This window comes from Brevundimonas sp. SGAir0440 (assembly GCF_005484585.1).
Taxonomy (GTDB): domain Bacteria; phylum Pseudomonadota; class Alphaproteobacteria; order Caulobacterales; family Caulobacteraceae; genus Brevundimonas.
In genome coordinates, this window is sequence record NZ_CP039435.1 from 2,340,059 (window position 1) to 2,358,498 (window position 18,440).

Annotated in this window: 13 protein-coding genes; 2 read left to right on the top strand and 11 right to left on the bottom strand. The window is 65.8% G+C overall.

All coding sequences use genetic code 11. The features are described from left to right. Positions 1–15: 15 nt before the first annotated feature. The 11 genes from E7T10_RS11635 to E7T10_RS11685 form a co-directional block, all read right to left on the bottom strand. Positions 16–3,231, bottom strand: coding sequence for a discoidin domain-containing protein (locus tag E7T10_RS11635; RefSeq protein WP_137721906.1), 3,216 nt, complete (start codon positions 3,229–3,231; stop codon positions 16–18). Between the two features lie 18 nt (positions 3,232–3,249). After that, positions 3,250–4,065, bottom strand: coding sequence for a carbohydrate ABC transporter permease (locus E7T10_RS11640; protein WP_017506094.1), 816 nt, complete (start codon positions 4,063–4,065; stop codon positions 3,250–3,252). Continuing rightward, on the bottom strand, positions 4,062–5,006 hold the full coding sequence (locus tag E7T10_RS11645) for a carbohydrate ABC transporter permease (RefSeq protein ID WP_246845996.1): 945 nt from the start codon (positions 5,004–5,006) through the stop codon (positions 4,062–4,064). Before E7T10_RS11645 ends, E7T10_RS11640 begins: the two co-directional genes overlap by 4 nt. After that, a complete protein-coding gene (locus E7T10_RS11650; protein ID WP_210416086.1) occupies positions 5,003–6,286 on the bottom strand; it encodes a sugar ABC transporter substrate-binding protein in 1,284 nt (427 codons plus the stop codon). The genes E7T10_RS11645 and E7T10_RS11650 overlap by 4 nt, the downstream gene beginning before the upstream one ends. After that, positions 6,283–7,749, bottom strand: a complete 1,467-nt coding sequence (locus E7T10_RS11655; protein ID WP_137721907.1) for a glucoamylase family protein — start codon at positions 7,747–7,749, stop codon at positions 6,283–6,285. Before E7T10_RS11655 ends, E7T10_RS11650 begins: the two co-directional genes overlap by 4 nt. Before the next feature lie 75 nt (positions 7,750–7,824). Further along, positions 7,825–10,827, bottom strand: a complete 3,003-nt coding sequence (locus E7T10_RS11660) for a TonB-dependent receptor (RefSeq protein WP_137721908.1) — start codon at positions 10,825–10,827, stop codon at positions 7,825–7,827. A 49-nt stretch (positions 10,828–10,876) separates the two neighbouring features. Next, positions 10,877–11,947 carry a LacI family DNA-binding transcriptional regulator gene (locus E7T10_RS11665; RefSeq protein WP_210416087.1) on the bottom strand — a complete coding sequence of 357 codons (1,071 nt, stop codon included), beginning with the start codon at positions 11,945–11,947 and terminating at the stop codon, positions 10,877–10,879. 356 nt (positions 11,948–12,303) lie between these two features. Then, positions 12,304–13,206 carry a 3-hydroxyisobutyrate dehydrogenase gene (gene mmsB / locus E7T10_RS11670; RefSeq protein WP_137721909.1) on the bottom strand — a complete coding sequence of 301 codons (903 nt, stop codon included), beginning with the start codon at positions 13,204–13,206 and terminating at the stop codon, positions 12,304–12,306. Positions 13,207–13,258: 52 nt separating this feature from the next. Next, positions 13,259–14,308: an enoyl-CoA hydratase/isomerase family protein gene (locus tag E7T10_RS11675; protein ID WP_137721910.1), complete on the bottom strand. Its 1,050-nt coding sequence runs from the start codon at positions 14,306–14,308 to the stop codon at positions 13,259–13,261. Next, complete coding sequence (locus E7T10_RS11680) at positions 14,305–15,441, bottom strand: isobutyryl-CoA dehydrogenase (protein WP_137721911.1); 1,137 nt, start codon at positions 15,439–15,441, stop codon at positions 14,305–14,307. Before E7T10_RS11680 ends, E7T10_RS11675 begins: the two co-directional genes overlap by 4 nt. Before the next feature lie 7 nt (positions 15,442–15,448). Continuing rightward, on the bottom strand, positions 15,449–16,951 hold the full coding sequence (locus E7T10_RS11685) for a CoA-acylating methylmalonate-semialdehyde dehydrogenase (RefSeq protein ID WP_039245273.1): 1,503 nt from the start codon (positions 16,949–16,951) through the stop codon (positions 15,449–15,451). Between the two features lie 117 nt (positions 16,952–17,068). On the opposite strand from E7T10_RS11685, the gene E7T10_RS11690 reads away from it, so the two are divergent. After that, positions 17,069–17,944: a LysR family transcriptional regulator gene (locus E7T10_RS11690; RefSeq protein ID WP_137721912.1), complete on the top strand. Its 876-nt coding sequence runs from the start codon at positions 17,069–17,071 to the stop codon at positions 17,942–17,944. A 110-nt stretch (positions 17,945–18,054) separates the two neighbouring features. Beyond that, entirely contained in the window at positions 18,055–18,396 is a 342-nt protein-coding gene (locus tag E7T10_RS11695) for a TonB family protein (protein ID WP_137721913.1), read from the top strand. The last annotated feature ends 44 nt before the right edge of the window (positions 18,397–18,440 follow it).

Here is an 18,440-nt window from a genome sequence, read left to right on the forward strand (position 1 = left end):
TTCAAGAGAGAAGGCTCAGTTCAGAACAACCCGCCGCGCCCCTGCCGGAATGACCAACTCGTCGCTCGACCACGTCGCTGAGCGGCCGTCGATCCGAACGCGCTCTGGCCGCCCCTCCCCCGCCGGCCATCGCAGGACGAAGCCGCCCGGCGGCGTCGCGCCGTCGCCCAGGGTGAGGACGTAGCCCTGGCCTTCCTTGCGATAGGCGTAGGTCAGCGGCCCATAGGCGGTGCGCAGATTCCGCACGCCGACCCCCTCGGCGGTGTCCAGCCACGCCTCCGGCACGCCCGCCGCCAGCACCAGGGCGTGATCGCGGTCCCGCTCATAGGCGAACAGATCCAGCGCGGAACGGATATAGTCCGAGCTGATCCAGGCGTGTGGCATGTCGCCGATGAAGCGCGCCTCGCGCTTTTCACGCCCCACCACCTCGGCCCAGCCGTTCCAGGCCTCGGGCCGACGGTCAGCCATCAGGAAGTCCAGCACATCCAGCGCCCGGTCCTTCCGACCCAACCGCACATAGGCGCCGACCAGCCGCCACTCATAGGGAGTGTAGTCCTTCCACGCCGTGCGGTTGGTCAGGCGGTTTCGGAAGTTTTCCCAGTAGCGATCGAAGGTTCGCGCCAGAAGCTCGGGCGGCAGATGATCCTGTTCGCCGGCCGGCGACAGGGCGATGGTGGTCGAGGTGGCGTCGAAATCGCCCCGGTCCGCCGCGCCGGCGATCCAGTCGATGCCATGATGGGCCGCCGTCGCCGTGATCGACGCGCGAATGTCGGCGGCGAACTGATCCCGCGCCGCCGCATAGCGAGCCGCGGCCTCCGCATCGCCCAGGGTTTCGGCGATGAAGACCGCGTCCTTGTAGCCCAGCAGGCCCCAGAAATCGTCCCAGTAGGAATAGGCCGCCTTGTCCGAATAGCCCTCGTGGCTGATCGTCGGCGGCAGCAGGCCGTACAGATGACGCTGGTCCGGCGTTTGGAAGGCCGTCGTCCGGGTCGAGGCGCGCAGCTCGTCCATATAGGCGATCGCCCTTTGCACTTGCGGCCAGACCTGACGCAGCAGGGCCTCGTCCTTGGTGTAGCGATAGGTTTCGGCGGCCAGGAAGACGAACTCGCCGTGGCTGTCGTTCTCGGGCACCGGATCGGCGCCGCGCGCATCGACGCAGCACGGGACCTTGCCGTTCTCAAACACATAGGGGGCGTACCAGCGCAGATAGTCGGCCGAATGCTCGGCCATGCCCAGCCGGTTCAGCCCCTCGGCCATCATGGCCCCGTCGCGGATCCAGGAGCGATTGTAGCTGCGTGTGCCCGGTTGGAGGATCGGCCCCTGACGCGACATCAGCATATGGGCCAGCGAGGATTTCAGCGCGTCCTCAATGCGCTGGGCGGCGGGCGGCAACGTCAGTTCGACCCGGTCTAGCTTCGCGCGCCATTCAGCCGCCAACCGGGTCTCGACCGCGTCCAGCACCGCCGCCGCCTGCCCCACGGGCTCGGGCGCCAGCGCGTCGCCGGACAGTTGCGACACCCAGCCGACCGTGCGGATCTCGCCGGGCTGCAGCGTCATCTCGTAGGTTAGGGCGCCGGCGGCCAGACCTGTGGCGTCGGTCGTCGTCATGACCTCGGCGGCCGGCCACCGGGCAGACGGGAGGATCAGGGACTGCGGATCGCTGCCGGCGTCGAAGGTCGCCAGCGCGACCTGATCCGGGGCCGCCAGCGGCTGCACCCGCACCGTATCATTCAGCTTCAGTTCGGCGCCGTCCCAGCCGATCGTCTCCACCGGGCTGACGCCGCCGGGAATGGCCAGGAACTGACGCGGCGCATTGACCTGCATCGGCCGGGCGGCCAGGGCCAGGGTCAGGGTGCGCGGCCGGCTGGAGGTGTTGGTCAGGTCGTAACGGCCCCAGAGCTGCGCCTGATCGGCCTGCCCGTCGGCGAAGCTGGTGATCTTCAGCGTCCAGTCGTTGGCGGTCCAGGTCACCGACGGGATCGGCAGGTCGACGTCCTTCAGCCCCTGTTCGACATTGACGTCGGCCCAGGTGATCAGCCGCCCGTTGTCCACCACGAAGGGTTCGATACTGGGTCCGGCGCGGCGCAGCTCGATGGCGCCGTCCTCGCCGATCAGGCCGCTCTCCCCGCCCCCGTCGACCCCGACCAGGGTCCAGTAGGACTGCTCGCCTGAGAAGCCGCGCGGATAGAGGCCGCGCCGGTTCTCCTTGGCGACGGCTTCCAGAAACACCGTGCGGTCCGCGCCGAAGGCCAGCGGCTCGACCTCGATCTCGTTCAGCGCATAGGTCGTGGCCTGAGCCGCGCCCAGCCGCTGGCCCGCGCCGGACGAGCCGACCACATCGGAGGCGGAAACGGGCTTCAGCGGTTCCAGTCTCAGCCAGCGCGCCGTCGCCTCGGGCGTCCTCAGCCAGTCGACGCCGCCGTTGCCGCTCGTGACCGTCGCCAGTTCGCGCCAGTCGCGCCCGTCCATCGAGGCGGAAACGCGATAGTCGCTCGCCGCGCCCCGCTCGCCCCAGCGCAGGGTCAGGCCGCCGAACTCGCGCTCATAGCTCAGGTCCAATGTCAGGGCCGACGCCTCGCCCACCGGCGCGGTCCAGGCTGTCTTCGGGTCCAGATCGACGGCGTTGGCGGCGGTCGATGCCGTTCGTCCATCGCTGGCGATCGGCTGGGGCGGGACGGGCGGATCGACCGGCAGGGCGCGCAGGGTCAGTTGGTCGATCTCGACCGAGCCCTTGCCGCCTTCCGCCGCGACCACGACGAACTCCACCCTCTCCGCGCGACGCAGGATGGTTTCAAGGCTTGGCCCCCAAGCTTTGGAGACCTGACGGCGTTTAATCACGAACCGGGTCCAGCCGTCGGGGAAGTCGTAGCGCGCCGTCTGCTTCCACCAGACATTGTCGGCCGAGGCGTCGGTCAGCTTGACCTCGAAGGTGTTGGTCGGCCCGGCGCCCCGCACCCAGAAGCTGATCTCGTAGTTGTCGGGCAGGTCGAACGGCAGCGGCCGGCTGAGCACCGCATAGCCCGCCTTGCCGTCGAAGTCGTAATCGAGCCGGACCGCTTTCCCGTTATAGCCGGCGACGGCGGAGACGGCGGCGTGAACGTCGGTCGAGGCTGTGGCCTCCCACCGCGTCGCGTCGTCCATGCTGTCGAGAACGCGTGTTTCCTGGGCGACTGCGGGCGCGGCCAGAGCGAGGGTCAGGACCGAGGCGGCGGCCAACAGGAGGTTACGCATCGAAACTCGCAGTTCTGGTCAGCCCTTCACGCTGCCCGCGAGCATGCCGCGGATGTAGTAGCGTTGCAGGGCGAGGAAGAGGATCAGCACGGGCGCGACCGTGACGACGGCGCCGGCCATCATCAGTTCGATGTCCTGCACATGCTCGCGCGACAAAGCCGCCAGGGCGACCGGCAGGGTATAGTTTGACTGGTCCGTCAGAATGATCAGCGGCCACAGGAAGTCATTCCAGCTGCCCAGGAATACGAACAGGCCAAGCGTCACGATGATCGGCTGCAAGGTCGGCAGAACCACGCGGCGAAAGATCTGCCCTTCGCTGGCGCCGTCGATGCGGGCGGCCTCCAGCATTTCGTCTGGAATGCTCAGCGCATACTGGCGAACCAGGAACAGGCCGAAGATGGACGCCAGCCACGGCACGAGCGCCCCGGCATAGGTGTTCACCAGCCCCATCGACTTCAGCATCAGAAACAGCGGCAGAGTGCCGATCTGGGCCGGCACCACCAGGGCGGCGACCAGGAACTGGAACAGCCGCTCGCGCCCAGCGAACTTCAGCTTGGCGAAGGCGTAGCCGGCCGGGACCGTGAAGCCCAGCGCCAGGATCGTCGCCAGGGTCGCCAGGGCGAAGCTGTTCCACAGATACCGACCCATGCCCTGATTCAGGAACAGGTCGCGGTAATGCTCCAGCGTCCAGTGCGAGGGCAGCAGCGGCGGCGGGAAGACCGCCGCCTCGCCGGTCGCCATGAAGCTGACCGACACCATCCAGACCAGCGGGAACAGGACGATCAGGGCGATGAGGCCGACGGCCAGATTGAGCAGTATGGCGCGGAGTTTCATTGATACGCCCCCACCCGCTTGGCGACCGCCAGTTGGACCAGGGTGATGGCCAGGATGCACAGAAACAGGACGAAGGCGACGGCGCTGGCGGACCCTAGGTTCCACCATTTGAAGCCCTCTTCGTACATGAAGTACAGCACCGTCACCGTGCTCTGGGCCGGTCCGCCCTGCGTCATCACATAGGGTTCGGCGAACAGCTGGAAGAAGCTGGCGACCGAGATGATCGAGACCAACAGCATGGTCGGCGCGATGGCCGGCAGGGTCACATGGCGGAACTGTTTCCAAGGCCCCGCGCCGTCGATGCGGGCCGCCTCATAGAGGTCGTCCGGCACGGTCTGAAGCACCGCCAAGAAGATCAGCATATTGTAGCCGAAGATTTTCCAGACCACGAACATCAGAATGGCGGGGATCGAGGTCGACGGGTCGCCCAGCCAATCCACGGCAGGCAGGCCGATGCTTTCCAGCCCCCAGTTGATGACGCCGTAGCGGGTGTGCAGCAGATAACGCCACACCACCGCCGTCGCGACGAGCGTCGTGACGTAAGGGGCGAAGAACATCACCCGCCAGATCGGCCGCCACTTCACCACCCGCGCATTCAGGATCACCGCCGCCGCCAGTGACGCGGCGATGGACAGGGGCACGCCCAGCACGGCGAAGGTCAGGGTGTTCTTCATCGCCCCCCAGAACAGGGGATTGGTCAGCAGCCGCTCATAGTTCTGCAGGCCGACGAAACGCAGATTGTCCAGGTTCGCCAGGGCGTAGATGTCGAAGTCGGTCAGGCTGAGCAGCAGGGCCGCGATCACCGGAATGGCGAAGAACAGGCCGATGGCGAGCATGGCCGGGGCGACGAAGGCCCAGGCCGCCCGCTCGCGCGCGCCGCGTCCCCGCGACGGCTTCACCTTCGCCCCCGCCTTGGTCAAAGTGGGATCGACGACGGTCATAAGGCCCTGCCCTGTTCCATCATCCAGCGGCGCTTTTCCAGCAGTCGGTCGGCGCGGCGGTCGATCTCGGCAGCGGCGGCCTCAGGCGTGTATTCGCCGCGCACCATCCGTTCGGCGACGATCTGCATCTCGGTCACGATCCGCTCCCATTCCGGCACCTTGGGCACCGCCTTGGCGCGCGCCAGCTGCCCCCGGAACGGCGCCAGCATCGGATCGCGCTCGACGCCTGCGATGTCCCAGGCGCTCTGACGCGCAGGCAGATCGCCGACGATGGCGTTGAATCGGGCCTGCACGGTCGACTCGGACAGGTAGCGGACCAGGGCCCAGGCCGCCTCCTGATGCGGAGAGGATTTGAACACCGCCAGGCTGGACCCGCCCGGCGCCGAGGCGCCCAGGCCCTTCGGCCCCGGCACGCCGGTCGTGGCCCAGTTCGGCTGGAACGACGCGGGCAGCTTGCTGCGGAAATCGCCGACGCTCCACGGGCCGGAGAAGTAGAAGCTGAAATAGCCCTTGGCGAACTCGGTCCAGACGTTGGAAATCTGCGTCGATGACGCCAGGGGCGCCAACTGCTCGTCGAACAGGCTCTTGTAGAAGGCCAGGGCCGCGACGAAGCCGGGGTTGGAGAAGTTTCCGCGCGTATCCCGATCGCGCAACAGCGGCTCATCGATCTGAAGCCCGAAGGTCAGTAGTTGCTCGAACTCGTTCAGCGGCAGCAGGATGGCGTAGTTGTCGCCGCCGGCCACACGCTTGATCGCATGCATGGCCCGCTTCCATTCGGCCCAGTCTTCGGGCGGGGCGTCGAAGCCGGCCCATACCAGCAAATCCTTGCGATAGAACAGCAGCCGCGTGTCCACATACCAGGGCGTGGTCATGGCGCGGCCGGCGATCTCGTTCGTCTCCAGCACAGCCGGAAATTGATCGGTCAGCAGGTTCGCGGCCTCGGGCGGGGTCGGCGACAAGGCGCCGATGGCCGTCAGCTCCGCCACCCAGGTATTGCCGATCTGGCTGACGTCCGGCAGCGAGGCCCCGGCGTAGGCCGTCAGCAGCTTCTCATGCGCCGCCGTCCACGGCAAAGGCTGGACCGAGACGCGGACGCCGGGGTTGCGTCGCTCGAACTCGGGCATCAACTGCCCGACCGTCCCGCCCTCATTGCCCATGGCCCAGAAGCGCAGCACGGTCTCGCCGTCGCGGCGCGGGGTGCAGGCCGCAGCCGCCCCTCCCGCCATCAGGGCCAGAGCGGCTCGCCGATCAAGATGGGGCCTGTGGGCCGTCAAACTCATCCGTTCATCCAGCCGCCGGTGAAGCCCGCGATATCGAGCGCGCGGCGGATGTTGGGCTCGCCGCGCATATGGCGCCAGACGAACTCGGACCTGTGGTTCTCGGTCATGATGACGATCGGCCCCTGGTCGATGCCCAGATAGTCGCCGTCCACCCAGCCCACGCCGTCCACGATCTTGCCGTGCTGCAGCGGCCCGTCGCGCACCGTCAGGGTCGGGTTGAAGCTGTCGAGGAACCCCCACTCGGTATAGACGCCCGCACCGTAGCGCGCCTTCATCGTCTTGACGCAGGGCACGACGATTTCGGGTGCGAAGGCGATGGAGCTGGCCGCCGCGGTCGGCGCGATGGTGCCGTCGTCACGCTCGCCGGGCCCGCGCGCGGAATAGCTGAAGAACTCGCTTTCCTTGCCGTCGATGATCTGTTTGAAGTCGCCCGGCCCGTCACAGGCCGTCAGGCCCCAGACCTCGGACGAATAGCCCGCCCAGCCGCCCGGATTGTCATGGGCGTATTTCTGCTGCGCGTAGACGGCGCGGCGGCTGTTTTCGAAATAGTCGAGGTATTCGCCTAGTTGGGCAGACTGCCCGCGCATCCAGGCGTCCTGAATGCCGCGGAAGTCGATGAACATATGGCTGTACTGGTGCCCGAAGATGGGCGCGAAATTCAGGTGCCAGCTGCCCCAGCGATCGGTCCAGCTTTCGTCGTAGCTGGCCGCCCATTCGTGCCAGACATTGACCGACACCGGATGGGTCGGGCTGCCGATGGCCAGCAGCAGCACCAGCATCCCCTCGTTATAGACGTGCCAGTCGGAAGGAATGAAGCCGCTCTCGGGGTGCCAGCCCATGGTGATGCGGTTGTCGCGGATAACGGCCCACGGCCATTCGATCCGTTCGTAGATAGCCTGGGCCTTCTGACGGATTTCCGCCTCGTCGGCATGACGGCCGTCGAAGTAGCGGGCGGCGAACAGCATGCCGCCGATCAACAGAGCCGTATCGACCGTCGACAGTTCGTTGGTCCGGTAACGAAGCCCCGTCTCCATATCCAAAAAGTGGTAGAAGAAGCCCTTGTACCCCGCCGTGCCGCTGGCCTCTGGACCCTGCGGCAGGTCGTGGAAGAAGCGCAGCGTCGTCAGGGTCCGTTCACGCGCCTCGGCCCGGCTCATCCAGCCGCGCTCGACGCCCACCGGCCAGCAGGTCAGGGCGAAGCCGACCGCCGCCACCGAACAGAAGGACGGCGTCGGCCAGCGATCCGGCGTCAGGCCGGTCTTGCGATCCGTGACCTTCTCGAACCAGCGAAAGGTCCGCTCCTGAAGTTCCTCGATCTCCTGATCCAGCCGCATCGGCCTTCTCTGCGTCCCATTGACCGCCCCCGTCGCCGCCGCCTGCTGCGCCGCCGCCATCACCGGAAATCCTACGGCCAGAGCCGCCGCGCCTGTGGTGGTCCGCATCAGGAAGTTTCGACGATTCATGGGCACGCTCACTGGGTCTCAATCGAAAAAGAAAGGCCGCCTCGCAACAAGCACGAGGCGGCCCAGGCTCGGGATTTAGAAGGAGTAACGCAGGCCGACCTGGAAGCTGCGGGTCGGCAGATACTGTTCCGTCCCCATGCCGAAGCGCGGGCTGTTGAAGCCCTGATCGAAGGACTTGTAGTTGGTGAAGTTGAAGATGTTGATCGCATCCACGATGAACTCCACCTTCTGACCGCCATAGACTTCGAAGCCCTTCGTCAGACGCAAGTCGATCTGGCGATAGGCGAAGTTCAGACCAGGCAAGAAGGCGCGCTTGTCAGGACGACCGCCGTTCCAGCAAATGTTCGGGCCGCCGGCAGGAGCGTTCGGGCAGTCGAACACAGTGTAGGGCAAGCCCGAACCCAAGGTCACGATGCCTGAAAGCAGGAAGTCCGCCGGCAGACCGATGGTGCCGGACGCCACGATACGATGCGTTTCGTCGGTGTTCGACGGGAACTCAGGCGACTGCCCGGGCACATTGTAATCGAAGTCGAAGGCGCCGTAGCCGGAGTCGCGGCTGCCATTCTGGGTGGCGTCCATATAGGTGTAGGCGATGTTCACGCCCCAACGATCTTCGGCATTATAGGGCTTGTCGGCCGTGAAGTAGATCGCCTTGTAGTCGCGCTCCTTATCCGTGTTCTGGAAGAAGATCAGGTTGCGGAACTGCGGGAAGCCTACCGATCCCGGCGTCGGACCGTTGAACCGTCCGCCCGTCTCCGTCAGGGCATTGGCGATATACCAGCTGGATTCGCCTCTCGTCTTGCCGGCTGCAAGCGTCAGCGCCGTCTGGAACATGCCGATCTTCTGGCGCACGCCCAGGCTGAACTGATCGGTGCGCGGCGGCTCGAAGTCGTTTTGCACCAGGAAGACTTCGCCGGCGCCCGGGCTGGCCGCCAGCAGGGGATCAAGACCCTGCGGCGTCAGATAGCTCGGGTTCCAGGCGATGGTTTGGACACCGCCACGAGGCCCGCCCGTGTTCGAGAAGTAGATCGTCTTGTTGAACTGGAAGGGCTTGAACCGCTCGTCGAACGCGAAGTTGAAGCCGATACGATCGTAGTAGCGGCCGGCACCGCCGAAGATGACCGTCCGCTCATCGTCGAAGACGTCGTAGGAGAAGCCGAAGCGCGGTTGGAACGCGCCCTTGAAGGCCTTGCGATCACCATCGGAAATATAATCCGCCGGGTTGAAATACGACGGGAAGTCGTAGTTCGGCAGGTTCTGGATCGCGGCCAGCATGTTGCGAATGGAATCAGGCGTGCGGTAGTCGTTGTTGACCGCATTGTCCTCGTAATCCCAGCGAATGCCGAGGTTCAGCTCCAGCTTGGAGGTGATCTGCCAGTCGTCCTGAATGTATAGGCCTAGAACATTGTTATCGACGTCCGCAGGCGGAACGGCGACTCCCAGGTCAACCGAGACGGGGATATCGCGGCTGCCATTGATCTCGGGGCGGGCTTCGATGTCGTACGTAAAGGTGGGGTTACGCCCGAAATCCTTCTGAACGAAGTAGTTCTGCATTGAGTATTTCGCACCGATCTTGATCGTGTGCGTACCCATCCACTCCAGATCCGGAATCGTCAGATCGTTACGGATCGTGGTGCTTTTCTGCTCGAGGAACTGAGCATCAGCCCGGCCGCCGGCCGTGAACACGGTGGAGTCACGGTTGTTGAAGTTATACTGGAACCCCGGCGTCGCTGCGCTGTCGTCGCGGAAGATGACGTACTGGCGGCCATAGTCGGATCCATTGATCACCGACTGTTCATAGCTTGACGTGAAGTAATCGATCGCGAACTCGTTCAGGAAGCGATCGCCCTGATATTGATGGCGCAGGTTGAAGGCGATGTTTTCGCCGTTGTTACGCGCCGCGCGGCTGGGCGCATTCTGGCCGCTGGCTCCACGGATATCTTCTTCCGTCTTGTACTCGCTGCTCAGCTCAAGCCGTTGGCGGTCGTTGATCTGCCAGGACAGTTTGCCGAAGAAGACGTCCTGCTCATAAGGCGTCGAGGTCGTGCCCAGGTCGTTTGCGAAGAAACTGGTGTATTCGGTGCGGTTGAGGAAGGACTGCGAAATGCGCTCTTCGTCCTTGCGCTCATAGGCGCCGAAGAAGTGCAGCCGGTCCTGGATGATCGGGCCGCCCAGGCTGGCGCCGTACTGGATACGCTTCAGAGGCGCCTTGGCGTCGCCGCGACGCTCCGAGATCACGTCCTGAGCGATCCAACCGGGATCCTGATAGTAGGCGAAGACGTCGCCGTGAAACTCGTTCGTGCCCGAGCGCGTGACGGCGGTGATGATGGCCGAACCGGCTTGTTCGTACTCGGCCTTGAAGTTCTGGCTAATAACGCGGAACTCTTGCACAGCCCCCTGCGGGAAGGGGGTGCCGCGACTGTCGTCCTGACCGGCGACACCGCCGTCGTTGATCAGCGACTTACGGTTCTGGCCGTCGATGAAGACGTTGATCGCCTGAGCGGTCTGACCGCCGGCCGAGATCGTCCGCTCGGTGTCGTCCTCGGTCACGCGAAGACCGGGTGCGAGGGCGGCGAAGTTTAGGAAGTTCCGGCTGATCTGCGGCAGGTTGTTGATCTGCTGCTGGGTCACGTTGGTCGCAACTTCAGGCGTGCGCACCTCGAAGACGCGGCGGCCGGTGACGACGATGTCGCCCAGCTCGGTCGCGCCGTCGGTGGCGGCCGTCGTCGTCGCTCCGGCGACATCCAGGTTCAACGTGCCGACCTGACCCAGGGACAGGGTCACGGTTTCTTCCGCCGTCTGGCCGTCCGCGCTGGTGACCTGGACGCGATAGGTGCCCGGGCGCAGGCCGGACAGGACGTAGCGACCATCGGCGCCGACGCGCGCACGTGACGCATATCCGGTGGAGACTTCGGTCGCGACGACCGTCGCGCCCGTCTCGACGGTCTGGCCGTCATAGACGGCGCCGCGCAGGGTCGTCGTTGCGTTCTGCGCCTGCGCCCCGCCGACGACCGCCATGCTGATGGCTAGCGCCGATGCGGCGGCCAAAGCGGCCTTTCGCGTGTTGAACTGGGTCATCCTGAGCTCTCCCCTCCTGATGGGATCGGTTTTCAGCGACATGGCTGGCCTACCCTTTGTTGAACCTGGCGAACGAAGCCGCCGCGGTGGACTGGCGTTCGACCAGGATCGGCCGAACGATTTCGCAAGCGGTGTCCGTGGCGTCGGCGGTCGCGCCGGCCTGAACCAGGCCGATCAGGCGTTCGACGCCCCTTCGGCCGATTTCCGCGATGTTGACGCGCATGGTGGTCAGCGCAGGCCGCATCAGGGCCGCGATCGGCACGTCGTCGAAGCCGACGACGGCGATGTCTTCGGGGCAGCGCACGCCGGCCTCCTGGAAGGCCAGAAGCGCGCCCACGGCCATCATGTCGTTGGCGGCGAAGACGGCGTCGGGCCGCTCTATCATGGCCAGCAACTGGGTCGCGGCGCGGTGGCCCGAGGCCTGAGAGAAGTCGCCCTCGACGATGATCGGGTCATGGCCGTCGAGCGCCGCCGTGTATCCAGCCGCACGCGTGTCCGCCTCGATGTTGCCGGCGGCGCCGCGAATGTGAGCGATTCGCCTGCGACCGGTGGACCGCAGATGCTGGACCGCGCCGACAGCGCCGCCGTGGTTATCGATCATGATGGACGCCCGGCCCGGCTCGGCCGCGCCGCCGTTCATCAGCAGGACCGGCATCCGACCGGCGAACTCGGACGACAGGTTTGCGGCGCCCAGATGAGGCGACAGCACGATCATGCCGTCGACCCGCCCGCGCATCGAGCGCACGGCGGCCAGGGTGTCTTCGGCGCCGTCATGCGAACTGGAGACGATCAGATGCTTGCCGTGGGCGCGGGCGGCCAGATCCATGCCCCGGATCAGCTCGGAGAAGAACTCGCCGAACAGGTCGGGCAGGATGACGCCGATCGTGTCGTTCTTGCTCGTCGACAGGCTGCGGGCGCCGAAATGCGGGACGTAGCGAAGGTCTTCGACCGCATCGAGCACGCGCTGGCGCGTCGCGTCCGACGTCACGCCCAAGCCGTTCAACACACGAGAGACAGAAGCCACCGACACATTGGCGCGTTCAGCCACGTCGCGCATGGTGGCGGCCTTGGCGAAGGGCTGGCCCTCCTGCCGTGCAGACGCAGCGCTAGGCGCGGCCATGTCCAATCGAATTCTCCCTGCTCCCTATCGTCCCGGCCCCCTTTTCGAAGATCCGTCGATAAGCGATGTAAGCGGTTACATGACACAGGAGTAATGCACGCCGCAAGCGCCGTTCGGCCACATTTCAGGCGATTTTGAGGCTCTGCTGGAGCCGTGCCAACGTGCAAGAAAAGCTAAGTCGCTGCTTTGACTGCGCTCTTTACAGGCTCGTCCGGCGGAGGAGACAAGGCGAATGCGGCAGGCGCGCGCCTTGGTCGCACTATCAGCTGGCAATCCGCGTCGCGGCTGCGGCTGCATACGAAAAGGCCCGCGCCGCCGAAGCTGCACGGGCCGCAATCACGATGCGAAAGACGAATCTATGCCAGCTTAAGCTCATCCAGCTTGCCGCGCAGCATCTGCAACATGGCGGAGAAATCGCGGCCGCCGTGCCCGATCCCGTCGAACAGGGCGTAAAGCGCCTCGGCCTGCGCGCCCAACGGCGTCGAGGCGCCGGATTTCGCCGCTGCGTCCTGGGCCAGCTTCAGGTCCTTCAACATCATGGCCGTGGCGAACCCGCCCTGATAGTCGCGGTTGGACGGCGCGGTCGGCACCGGACCCGGCCAGGGATAGTAGCTGGTAACGCTCCAGCACTGACCCGACGACTTGGACGCGATCTCGAAGAACCGTTCGGGATCCAGGCCCAGCTTTTCGGCCAGGGCGATGGCCTCGCACGTGCCCAGCATGGAGATGCCGAGCAGCATGTTGTTGCAGATCTTGGCCGCCTGCCCTGCGCCATGATCGCCAGCGCGGATGGTGATGCGGCTCATGGGTTCCAGCGCCGCCTCGACGCGGGCGAAGTCGCCCTCATCGCAGCCGACCATGAATGCTAGCGTACCCGCATCCGCCGCCGCGGTGCCGCCTGAGACGGGCGCGTCGGCAAAGGCGTAACCGGCCGATTTGGCAAGACCGGCGACCTTGCGCGCGGTTTCGACGTCGATGGTCGAACAGTCGAGCAGCAGGGCGGTCGACGGCGCCGCGCCGACGATCTGTTCGGAATAGACCTTCAGCACGTGCGGCCCGGCCGGCAGCATGGTGATGACGACTTCGGCGTCCTTGACCGCCTCGGCGACCGATCCGACCGCGACGCAACCTGCCGCTCCGGCCCGTTCCAGCGCCTGCGCCGACAAATCGAAGGCGGCGACTGCATGGCCCGCCTTGGCCTGGTTCGCGGCCATGCCGCCGCCCATATTGCCCAGGCCGATGAAGGCGATCTTGGTCATGGTCTCTCTCCCTTTTTGTCGTCCGCTCATCCCCGCGAAAGCGGGGACGTGGTCAGGCCAGCGGCGTCCATTTTTCATTGTCCGGCAGCGGCGCGAACAGCGCATCCAGCGTCTCGTTGGTAACGCCCGACAGGTCCGCCGGGGACCATTTCGGCGCATTATCCTTGTCCACGATCACTGCCCGCACGCCTTCCTGGAAGTCGTGGGTGCGCACCACGCGGCCGCCCAGGGCGTATTCCATCGTCATATTATCGGCGAAGCTGTTCAGCGTTGCGCCCGTCCGGATCTGGCGCAGCGAGACCTTCAGCGACTGTGGCGACTTGGTCTTCAGCGTTTCCAACTGCTGCAGCGCCCAGTCCGAGCCGTCCGCCTCAAGCGCCTGGAAAATTTCCTCAACCGTGTCGAAGGCGAACAGCCGGTCGATGGCCTCGCGGTGGGCCGACAGCGGTGCAGGCCCCGCGTCCCCGGCGTGGCGCGCCACGACCGACGACGGATCGGCGGCCTCGCCCATCAGATCGGCCTTCAGCGCCTCGACGCGATCTGCGGGCACGAAGTGCGTGTGGATGCCCAGGGCCACCGTATCCGCCGCCTTAAGCCGCGCGCCCGTCAGCGCCAGCCAGACGCCGGTCTGGCCCGGCAGGCGCGGCAGGAACCAGCCGCCGCCCACGTCGGGGAACAGGCCGATCCCGGTCTCGGGCATGGCGTAGGTGGTGCGCTCGGTCGCCACACGAAGGTTGGCCGGCTCGGAAATGCCGACCCCGCCGCCCATGACGATGCCGTCCACGATGGCGACGATCGGCTTGGGATAGTCGAACATCAGGTGGTTCAACCGATATTCGGCCAGGAAGAAGGCCTTGGCCTCCGACGCATCGCCCGCACCGCTTTCGGCGATCATGCGAATGTCGCCGCCCGCGCAAAAACCCCGCTCGCCGGCGTGGTCTATAAGTATGGAGGAGACGGAGGGATTTGAACGCCAGGCCAGCAGCGCCTCCGTCAACGTCTCGCACATCGCCCGGTTCAGCGCGTGGATCGCCTTGGGTCGGTTCAGGGTGATGCGACCGATGCCATTTTCGATGCGGGTGACAACCTCGGCCTCGCTCACTTGGTCATCTCCCGCGCAATGATCACCCGCATGATCTCGTTGGTGCCTTCCAGAATGCGATGAACCCTCAGGTCGCGCACGATCCGTTCCAGCGGATAGTCCTTCAGATAGCCATAGCCGCCGTGCAGTTGCAGAGCCTCGTCGGCGATCTGGAAACAGGCGTCCGTGGCCAGCCGCTTGGCCATGGCGCACCATTTGGTCTTTTCCGGGTGGTCGGTGTCGATGGCCCAGGCGCCGCGCAACACCATCAGACGCGCCGCCTCCAGGTCCGTGGCCATGTCCGCCAGGCGGAACTGCAGCGCCTGGAACTCGCCGATCGGACGGCCGAACTGTTTGCGGGTGGCGACGTACGCCTGCGCCGTCTCCAGCGCCAGCCGCGCCCCGCCCAGCGAACAGGCGGCGATATTCAGGCGCCCGCCGTCCAGACCGGCCATGGCGTAGCGGAAGCCCGCCCCCTCTTCGCCCAGCAGGTTGGCGACCGGCACGCGACAGTCGTCGAACTGGACGATGGCGGTCGGTTGGGCGTTCCAGCCCATCTTCTTTTCCTGCGCGCCGAACGACAGGCCGGGCGTGCCAGCCTCGACCACGATCGCGCTGACGCCCTTCGGACCCTCGCCGCCCGTGCGGACCATGACGACATAGACGTCGGACGTGCCTGCGCCGGAGATGAAGGCCTTGGACCCGTTCAGCACATAGTGGTCGCCGTCGCGCACGGCCGTGGTCCGCAGCGCCGCCGCATCCGACCCCGAGCCCGGCTCGGTCAAGCAATAGGAGGCGATCTTCTCCATCCCCACCAGCGACGGCACGAACCGGCCGCGCAGATCGTCCGACCCGAACCGATCGATCATCCACGTCGCCATATTGTGGATCGAGATGAAGGCCGCCGTCGCCACGTCGCCGCGCGACAGCTCTTCGAAAATCACCGCCGCCTCGACCCGGCCCAGGGCCATGCCGCCGTGCTCCTCAGCCGTATAGATGCCGCAGAAGCCCATTTCGGCCGCCTGTTTCATCACCTCGACGGGGAAATGCTTGTCCTCGTCCCAGCGCGCCGAATGGGGCGCCAGTTCAGCCTCGGCGAAGGCGCGAGCGGCGTCCTGAATGGCGCGCTGATCGTCGTTGAGAGCGAAATCCATGACGGCCTCAGCGCATCGTCGGAATGACGAACGAGCTGTCCGAATGCTCCAGCGCCGAGTCCGGCCAGCGGGCCGTCACGGTCTTGGTCTTGGTCCAGAAGCGGACGCCCTCCATGCCGTGCTGGTTGATGTCGCCAAAGGCCGAACGCTTCCAGCCGCCAAAGGTATGATAGGCGACCGGCACCGGGATCGGCACATTGATCCCGACCATGCCGACATTGACCCGGGCGGCGAAGTCGCGCGCCGCGCGGCCGTTCTGGGTGAAGATGGCGACGCCGTTGCCGTATTGGTGGTTCGACGGCAGGGCCAGCGCCTCCTCGAACGTCTCGGCGCGCACGATCTGCAGCACCGGACCGAAGATTTCCTCCTGATAGGACGACATCTCGGGCTTCACATGGTCGAACAGCGACGGACCGATGAAATAGCCCTTCTCGTGACCTTGCAGGCTGAAGTCGCGACCGTCGACGACCAGTTCGGCGCCTTCCTGCACGCCTTTTTCGATCCAGCCCGCGACACGCTCGCGATGCTGGGCCGTGACGACGGGGCCATAGTGGGCGCCCGCATCGGTCGAGACGCCGACCCGCATCGAGGGGATTTCTGCGACCATCCGCTCGCGCAGTTCGTCGGCGGTCTTCTTGCCGACCGGCACCACGACCGGCAGCGCCATGCAGCGTTCGCCCGCCGAACCATAGGCCGCGCCCGACAGATCCTTGATGACCTGATCCATGTCGGCGTCGGGCAGGACGATGCCGTGGTTCTTGGCGCCGCCCATCGCCTGGACGCGCTTATGGTTGGCGGCGCCCGTCTGATAGACATAGTGGGCGATGTCGGACGAACCGACGAAGCTGACGGCGTGAACCAGCGGATGGGTCAGGATGGCGTCGACCGCCGTCTTGTCGCCATGCACCACGTTCAGCACGCCGTTCGGCGCCCCGGCTTCCAGCATCAGTTCGGCCAGACGCACCGGCACCGACGGATCGCGCTCGGACGGCTTCAGGACAAAGGTGTTGCCCACCGCGATGGCCACGCCGAACATCCACATCGGGATCATGGCCGGGAAGTTGAACGGGGTGATGCCCGCCACAACGCCCAGCGGCTGACGCATCGAATAGACGTCGATGCCGGGGCCGGCGCCTTGAGTATATTCGCCCTTCAGCGCGTGCGGGATGCCGCAGGCGAACTCGATCACTTCCAGGCCGCGTTGAATGTCGCCCTTGGAATCGGCGATGACCTTGCCGTGTTCGCTGGACAGCAGTTCGGCCAGTTCGTCCATTCGCGCCTCGACCAGGCGTTTGAAGTCGAACATGACGCGGGCGCGGCGCTGGGGATTGGTCGAAGCCCAACCGTCAAACGCGTTCTGCGCCGCCTGGACCGCTCGATCGACCTCGCCCGTGGTCGCCAGTTGCACGCGAGCCTGCACATCCCCGGTGTTGGGATTGAACACGTCGCTGAATCGTCCGGACGCGCCGTCGAAAGCCGCACCGTCGATGAAGTGGCGAATGTCGCGCATGGCCTGGGTGTCCCTGTTGGTTCTTTTGTTGCGGCTATGGCTATCACCCCAGCGCGCGGGTCGATAATGCAAAGTTGCAGGCAACATTCTGCGTTTTTGCAAGCTAGCTAGACGGCCATGTACGACTGGGACGATCTGCGCATCTTCATCGCTGCGGCGCGCGCAGGCTCGCTGGGCGGTGCGGCGCAGCGGTTGGGCGTCGACGCCGCCACGGTCGGGCGTCGGGTCGCCCGGCTGGAAAGCGCGCTGAAATCCACCCTGGTCGTCCGCTCGACCACCGGGCTTCAGCTGACCGCCGCCGGCGCCCAACTGCTCGATATCGGTCTGGAGGCCGAAAGCGCGATGGAGGCCGCCGGCCGCGTGACCCAGCCCGACGCGCCCGCCGGTGTGGTGCGCGTCAGCGCGTCCGAAGGGTTTGGCGTCACCCTGATGGCGCCCGCCCTGCCCGCGCTGCGTCTGGCGCATCCGGGTCTGAGGATCGAGCTGGCGGCCACCTCCGGCTTCCTATCCCCGACGCGCCGAGAGGTCGATATGGCCATCACCCTGGCCGCGCCGCATGCCGCACGCCTGATCGTCGAGCCGCTGACGCCGTATCAACTGGCCCTCTACGCCTCGCCCGATCATCTGAACCGCAACGGCGTTCCGAACACTGTCGATGACCTGAGCCGCTTCGACATCGTCGGCTATATCGACGATCTGATCTATGCGCCCGAGCTGCGCTATCTCGACGAAGTCCAGCCGGGCCTCGCCCCCCACGTCGCCTCGTCGTCGATCCGGGCGCAGCGTGAAATCATCGCCGCCGGGGGCGGCGTCGGGGTCCTGCCGTGCTTTCTGGCCGAGGGTCTGGTGCGCGTGCTGCCGTCGATCCTGATCGAACGTCGCTTCTGGCTAGCCACCCACCGCGACGTCCACGACACCGCGCGTCTGCGCACCGTGCGTTCGTGGCTGAAGACCCTGTGCCAAGAACAACAGTCCAGCTTGAGGCCATTCTGACTTCGGCAGAGACATCGAAGTGTGGTGCGTCGCACACACCCACCCGTTTTTGAAAGTTCGGGGAACGGAGGTCTCGTTCAAATCTTAATAGAAGACGAACGAGGCCTGCCATGACACTGACCTTCAGCCTGACATTGATGACGGCCCTGATGGGCGCCCCGACCGGACCGCTGCTGAAGGATGCGGTCCTGTACAGCGCGCCTCAACCCGCCATCGAACGCGCCGTCGCGCCCAAGGCCCAGAGCACCGACCGCTTCAGCGTGCGCCTGCGTTGCACCGCCTTGGCGTCAGGCCACGTCACCGATTGCGTCGTGCTGGAAGAAAGCCGTCCGGGCATGGGCTTTGGCGAAGCGGCCCTGGCCCTGATGAATGGCGCCGAGGTCACGCCGATCATGGATCGCGGCCGCCCTGTCGACGCGCCGTTCGAACGCACCATCGACTTCACGCCGTAGGCCACAGCTCAGCCCCGTATGAAAAGTCCCCGGTTGCTCGCAGC

Coding starts and splice junctions, on each gene's coding strand:
- E7T10_RS11635 (WP_137721906.1), bottom strand. CDS start 3,231: ATGCGTAACCTCCTGTTGGCCGCCGCCTCGGTCCTGACCCTCGCTCTG.
- E7T10_RS11640 (WP_017506094.1), bottom strand. CDS start 4,065: ATGAAACTCCGCGCCATACTGCTCAATCTGGCCGTCGGCCTCATCGCC.
- E7T10_RS11645 (WP_246845996.1), bottom strand. CDS start 5,006: ATGACCGTCGTCGATCCCACTTTGACCAAGGCGGGGGCGAAGGTGAAG.
- E7T10_RS11650 (WP_210416086.1), bottom strand. CDS start 6,286: ATGAGTTTGACGGCCCACAGGCCCCATCTTGATCGGCGAGCCGCTCTG.
- E7T10_RS11655 (WP_137721907.1), bottom strand. CDS start 7,749: ATGAATCGTCGAAACTTCCTGATGCGGACCACCACAGGCGCGGCGGCT.
- E7T10_RS11660 (WP_137721908.1), bottom strand. CDS start 10,827: ATGACCCAGTTCAACACGCGAAAGGCCGCTTTGGCCGCCGCATCGGCG.
- E7T10_RS11665 (WP_210416087.1), bottom strand. CDS start 11,947: ATGGCCGCGCCTAGCGCTGCGTCTGCACGGCAGGAGGGCCAGCCCTTC.
- mmsB (WP_137721909.1), bottom strand. CDS start 13,206: ATGACCAAGATCGCCTTCATCGGCCTGGGCAATATGGGCGGCGGCATG.
- E7T10_RS11680 (WP_137721911.1), bottom strand. CDS start 15,441: ATGGATTTCGCTCTCAACGACGATCAGCGCGCCATTCAGGACGCCGCT.
- E7T10_RS11685 (WP_039245273.1), bottom strand. CDS start 16,951: ATGCGCGACATTCGCCACTTCATCGACGGTGCGGCTTTCGACGGCGCG.
- E7T10_RS11690 (WP_137721912.1), top strand. CDS start 17,069: ATGTACGACTGGGACGATCTGCGCATCTTCATCGCTGCGGCGCGCGCA.
- E7T10_RS11695 (WP_137721913.1), top strand. CDS start 18,055: ATGACACTGACCTTCAGCCTGACATTGATGACGGCCCTGATGGGCGCC.